The 6,138-nt window shown below is 39.1% G+C and carries 4 protein-coding genes and 2 tRNA genes; 3 read left to right on the forward strand and 3 right to left on the reverse strand.

Annotation, left to right across the window (positions count from 1 at the left end; genetic code table 11):
• Positions 1 to 124 precede the first annotated feature (124 nt).
• Positions 125 to 197 (reverse strand) — tRNA-Lys (locus BGP15_RS24860).
• A gap of 269 nt (positions 198 to 466) precedes the next feature.
• On the reverse strand, positions 467 to 1,420 hold the full coding sequence (locus tag BGP15_RS24865) for an acetyl-CoA carboxylase carboxyltransferase subunit alpha (protein ID WP_046671762.1): 954 nt from the start codon (positions 1,418 to 1,420) through the stop codon (positions 467 to 469).
• 160 nt (positions 1,421 to 1,580) lie between these two features.
• Here BGP15_RS24865 and BGP15_RS24870 point away from each other — a divergent pair, with 160 nt between their 5' ends.
• From BGP15_RS24870 to chrA, 3 genes are all read left to right on the forward strand, one after another.
• On the forward strand, positions 1,581 to 3,767 hold the full coding sequence (locus BGP15_RS24870; RefSeq protein WP_286770968.1) for a glucoamylase family protein: 2,187 nt from the start codon (positions 1,581 to 1,583) through the stop codon (positions 3,765 to 3,767).
• A gap of 96 nt (positions 3,768 to 3,863) precedes the next feature.
• Positions 3,864 to 4,385, forward strand: coding sequence for an OmpA family protein (locus BGP15_RS24875; RefSeq protein WP_046671760.1), 522 nt, complete (start codon positions 3,864 to 3,866; stop codon positions 4,383 to 4,385).
• 200 nt (positions 4,386 to 4,585) lie between these two features.
• Positions 4,586 to 5,914: a chromate efflux transporter gene (gene chrA / locus BGP15_RS24880; RefSeq protein WP_286770969.1), complete on the forward strand. Its 1,329-nt coding sequence runs from the start codon at positions 4,586 to 4,588 to the stop codon at positions 5,912 to 5,914.
• A 137-nt stretch (positions 5,915 to 6,051) separates the two neighbouring features.
• Here chrA and BGP15_RS24885 read toward each other — a convergent pair.
• Positions 6,052 to 6,136: transfer RNA gene (locus BGP15_RS24885), tRNA-Leu, on the reverse strand.
• Positions 6,137 to 6,138 lie beyond the last annotated feature (2 nt).

Genomic DNA, 6,138 nt, shown 5'->3' on the forward strand with positions numbered 1-6,138 from the left:
GGTGACAATATTGATTCGATTTCTGTTACATGGGCCTTTCAAAGACCGTTCCTATCGACACTTCCTTCAAATCCTGATATTCCTAAACAAAAAAAGCTAATCTTACGATTAGCTTTTCTTTTTGTGATCCCGCTGGGATTCGAACCCAGGACCCATACATTAAAAGTGTATTGCTCTACCAGCTGAGCTACGGAATCCTTTCTGTTTTTGAAAGTGATGCAAAGGTAGAAAAATAAGTTATTTTTGCAAAATGTTTTTGTCTTTTTTGTTGATAAAAACTGTAACTATTTAAAAATTACTGAATTATTTTTTGTTTAAAAGGCCTTTTAAAACACTTGGGGATAGGAAGGGTTAGTATAGCGGAGGTTTTTTGGAGCAAGGAAGCGTATTTTTAAGCTAGAATGGTCATAAAAAAAGTCAGCTAATTGCTGACTTTTTTTATGCTGTAGGGGTTGTATGGATAACATTATTCAGTTACCACACCCATTTTGCTAAACTTATCAATTCTTTCAGTAACTAATGTATCGCTATCTTTAGCCGTCAATTCGGCAAGATCTTTCAACAACTGGCTTTTTAGATTAGCGGCTGCTGCCGCAGGATCCTGGTGAGCACCACCTAGCGGTTCAGGGATAATACCATCAATCAATCCGTTGCCCAACATGTCTTCTGAAGTCAATTTTAATGCCTCAGCGGCTTTTTCTTTGTGATCCCAGCTTCTCCATAGGATGGAAGAACAAGATTCAGGTGATATGACCGAATACCAGGTATGTTCCATCATGTAAACTCTATTTCCAACACCAATACCCAAAGCTCCACCTGAAGCTCCTTCACCAATAACAACGCAGATGATCGGAACTTTCAAGACAGCCATTTCCATGAGGTTGCGCGCAATCGCTTCACCCTGTCCGCGTTCCTCAGCTTCAAGTCCTGGATAAGCACCCATCGTATCAATTAGAGTGATCACAGGCTTATTGAACTTTTCCGCCATTTTCATTAAACGTAATGCCTTTCGGTAGCCTTCAGGATTGGCCATTCCAAAATTGTGATATTGACGCTCTTTGGTGTTTTTACCTTTTTGATGACCGATGATCATAACGGCATTACCATCAATAGAAGCCATACCACCGACGATCGCTTTATCATCCTTAACGGTTCTATCACCATGCAACTCGATAAATTCGTCGCAGATAGCTTCTATATAATCATAAGTCTGAGGGCGATCCGGATGGCGCGACATTTGAACGTTCTGCCAGCCTGTTAAATTGCCGTATATTTCTTTTTCAGTAGAAGCAAGCTTTTCTTCAAGCTCACGAACGGTTGCGCTCATGTCAACTTGAGTTTTTTCGGCAACTTGAGTTACCTTTTCAATTTGCAATTGCAAGTCTGCAATTGGCTTTTCAAAATCAAACGTGGTTTTCATATATCTATTTTATGAAAATATTCAGAGGGCTAATTTAGCGCATTTTTTCTGAAATTAAAATTAGGGAGGATAATATCATTGGAATTCCTTTGTTACATTTGCGTTATAATCGTACTGGTGGCTTAGTTTTTGATTGTAGGCCTGTGAAAAATGTTGACTTATGCTGAAAAAATATTTTTACTTTCTTTTATTACTGATCTTACCTACACTTGTTCGGTCAGAAAGTTATCCTGAGGTTTTATTTGACAATAGTGTAATCAACGGGAGTTATGCGAAGAGTATCGCTCATTATACCGGTGAATCATGGATCCAAAATGTGAGCTATAGCCTTCCGGTTTCCGATAGTTTGTTTTTTACGCCAGGCAATTCGCTTTCTTTGCGGTACGTTTCTTCTCCTAATGGTAAGTGGGAGGCAAGTATTTTAAACGACAAACAGAAATTTCCCTATTTAATTGCCAAGGATGATCATCTAACTTTTAAGCTTTTTATTCAAAGCAATACTGAAAAGGGACAATTGCCAAAAGTTACCTTACAACAAAACGACACGAAGACAAATGCTGTGGATATCGCAAATTATATCGATGATTTTGCTTATGATACCTGGCTTAATGTGTCCATTCCAGTCAATAAATTTGGAGGAATTTCACTAGGGAAGTCTGTTTCGGCTTTAATTCTGGAACAAAACGGAACTGCCCTGCAGACAAATCAATTATTTATCGATCAAATTGAGTTTTTGCCCAAAAACTATCCAAAGGTAAGACTTTCATCAGCAGCTATCTTATCGAAGATCAGTTCCGTAGATAAACAAGTTGAGCTGGTTTGGCAATTGCCGCTGACACCAAGTATCCGCTATGTGAAAATCTACCGTTCGGAAGATAAACTCAATTTTCAGCCGATAGCAATTTTACCCATCTATGTACAGAAGTCGCTGGATAGGGTTAATGAATATAATAAATCTTATTATTACAAAATCGCTTGGGTAGATTATAATTATGTTGAATCTCCATTTTCTGAGGTTAGGGAGGTACAAACAAAAAAGGGGACGGATAAAGAGATGTTGAATTTTATCCGAAATGCTCATGTGAATTATTTTATAGACAACTATGATGTGAATAGTGGTATGTTTCTACCTGACCGAGGTAATAGACAAGCTATTGTATCAACAAATGAAACCGGCTATGCGATCTTGGGTTTGCTTGTGGCAGGAGAGAACAATTTGATCTCGCGACAAGCTCTTTTGGTCAGGTTAACACGGATTGTGAAATTTTTGAGCAGTGCACAACAACATCAAGGGGTCTTTACAGCGCTTTACGATGGCCGCTCAGGGGTACCTTATTATCGCGATTCAGTTCCAACGTACGATTTGCGCGGTACCTCCCATATTATGGAATCGCTTTTGATCGCCCGACAATATTTTTCTAAAGAGGATCCTGAGGAACAGGCCTTGAGGAATACTATTACGAAGCTCTGGGAGCGCATAAACTGGAACTATTTTACGGATGCACAGCATCCTGATGTACTTTGGAATAAGTGGTCTCCAGTAGACAGTACAGCTAGATCGAGGCCTTTGGGGGGATTTAACGAGAGTCTGGGGACCTACTTGCTGGCGATGTCTTCACCTACCCATCCTTTAGCGATTTCAGCTTATATCAATGGATTTGCAACCAAACATAAAGGTCACGAATTGTATTTTGGGGATGACACCAATGATTTGGCTCCTGAACTCAAAATGAAATTAGATGATTCTTTAGCGCGTTCAATAAGTGCAAACCCTTTAATTGGCGACGACGGAAATACCGGAGTTTCGATCTACTCCGACGATAAAGTTATTTTTGCCAAGAATATTGCCGGCGGCAGTTTAAATGAATCATTGATGTCTGTTTATCGTCCCTTTTTGATTATGGATCCAAAAGGAAAAGTGGATGATTTTGTCGATTACAAGAAATATTTGTCGAATTATATTCTGGCCTATAAACGGAGAGATAATGAGATGAGCATAGGGACACGATTTACAGATATTTGGGGAGTGGAAAATGTGGAGGATACCTATCAGGGGTATTTGGTGAATCCTGCGATATCTATTGCAGCTTACCCCTTTGAAAAGGAGATCGGTCTAAAAGCATTACGTAAGTTTTACGAAGAATACGCCGATGTGTTGTTTACCCAATATGGTTTCAGAAGCTGGATTGATATTAAAAACAACGATGTTTCTGAAAGCTATCGTGCGAGGAATCAGGCAACGATTGCCGTAATGATTGAGAATGCAAATTCAGGCATGATTTGGAAATTGTATGAGAATATTCCTGAGGTAAAAAAGACTTTAGAAAAAGTATATACCAAGAAATAGATTTGTTACGTTAGATATGGCGAAGAAGGGATGTCATATTGGACTTTTTTCGCTATATTTACTTGCTTAAATCGATATTAAATACGTTAGAACGACATGCTTAGAAAAATTAATTTGGGGATTTTAACCTTATGTGCAAGTTTATCGTTATTTTCCTGTAAACAACAAGCTATTGTAGTCAATCCAGGTGCTGTTGTAACAAAAGATGGAACTGATGATGGTTTGAAAAATGTGAAGAAGGATTTTAATGATGCGAAAAGAACTGATGAGGGGATTAAGTTTAGTATATCGTCTGATTTATTGTTTCCAACAAACTCTTCTTACCTATCTGAGAAGGCAAAAACTGAAGTTAGTAAATTGGCGTTGATCTTGAAAGAAAGTAATAATAAGATCAAAGTTGATGGGTATACGGATGCTACGGGTACTGTTGAGTATAATCAGTGGCTTTCCGATAAAAGAGCGGCTTCTGTTAAGAAGTTCTTAGTAGATTCAGGTGTTGCTGAATCACGCATCACAGCAAAAGGTTTCGGTCAGTCAAATCCAGTTGGTGATAATAAAACTCCGGAAGGACGTCAAAAAAATAGAAGAGTGGAAGTTACTATTTTAGATAAAAAATAGTTTATCAGACCAATTCTTAATATAAAAAAAGCGTGATATTTAAGATATCCCGCTTTTTTTATGTGGTTATATCGCGGTTTTAAACCGCGGTGTCTTTTCTCCCGAAACAAGGTATTTTAAATAGGAGACATCGAATGAGGACTGTTTTGTGGGATTGTTTTCGATAAAATCTGAGCTTAGGGGAAGTAGCGTTGAAAAAGATGAATGTAGAAGAAGAAGATCATAGACAGAAGCCAATTTTTCGGGAAGCCATGTGGTTTTGGTTTGTGTTAGGTTGGATAAGTTTTGGTGGAACAACTGGTCATGTGACCATCATGCACGATTTTTTGGTCGAAAAGAAAAGATGGGTAAGCAACAGGAAGTTTTTTCAGGCACTCAATGCCTGTATGTTGTTGCCAGGACCTGAGGCGCACCAATTGACCATCTATTTAGGATGGAAGCTGCATGGCTTAAAAGGAGGTGTGTTGGCCGGACTATTTTTTATTGTTCCTTCACTTCTCATTATATTTGGACTCAGTGCACTATATGCACACTATGGTAACTCCGCATTGCTTATTGCTTTATTTTCGGGTTTAAAACCTGCCGTTCTAGCGATCATTATATTTGCAACCTTTCGAGTGGGGCAGAAATCTCTTGTCAGCATATGGCATTATTTGGTCGCATTGGCTGCCTTTCTGCTATCGTATTTTGCTGGGGTTCCAATGCCCTGGATTATTGTGGGCGTGATCGCTTTCGGTGTACTATGCTATGCAATCTTGTCAAAAACTTCCAAAATAAATGCCCATCATGAAAAAGAAGATAAGCAGCTCGAATCAGTTTATTATATCAATACGCTCGAAAAACTACCCCCTATATCTTACCGTCGTATTTCTCTTCAGGTTCTGCTGTTTTTCTTACTATGGTTGATTCCGCTGTCCATTTTACTGTTTTTTACTATCGATACGGAATTTTGGAAGACACTTTCCTTTTTGTTTACAAAGTCTGCTTATTTGACGATTGGAGGTTCTTATACAGTCATTCCCTATGTTGCGGCCCTAGTGACAGAGAAATTGTTTTGGCTTTCCAAGAGCCAGATGATAGATGGATTTGCGCTTGCAGAGACAACCCCGGGGCCTTTAGTGGTCGTTTTGGCCTATGTTGGTTTCATGGCCGGCTTCAATCATTTCCATCAGTCCCATTCTATGGCAGCACTAGGTTTGATCGCTACAGCATATTTTACCTTTTTGCCAAACTTTGCCCTGATTTTTGTTGGGGCACCACTGATCGAACGGACCCAAAAAAATGCATGTATACAATTTATTCTGTCTTTAGTAACAGCATCGGTCGTTGGTGTAATCGTTAATTTAGCCTGTTATTTAGGGCTAGGAATTCTATTTCCAGGTGGGGTTAGTTCTTGGTATGCCATTGAGCCGATGGCTTTGGTATGGGTGCTATTTTCACTTTTTCTTTTATTCAACTATAAAATAGGCATGTTGAAACTTATACTGTTAAGTTTGGCCTATGGCTTTCTCTTATTTTTATGGCGATAAAATAAAAATGTCCATCGACTGATGAGCTTCGCGAGCAAATTTATAAAAGATTGAAGGGGGGAGTGAATTTGATAGGGTTATTCTAGGTTACAGACGCATATAAACAAGAAAAGCCCATCGTTAGATGAGCTTTCTTGTACCTAGGGCGGGAATCGAACCCGCACTCCCTTAACGGGAACAGGATTTTAAGTCCTGCGTGTCTACCAGTTCCACCACCTAGGCAG

Source organism: Sphingobacterium sp. 40-24 (assembly GCF_001899705.1).
Taxonomy (GTDB): Bacteria; Bacteroidota; Bacteroidia; order Sphingobacteriales; family Sphingobacteriaceae; genus Sphingobacterium; species Sphingobacterium multivorum.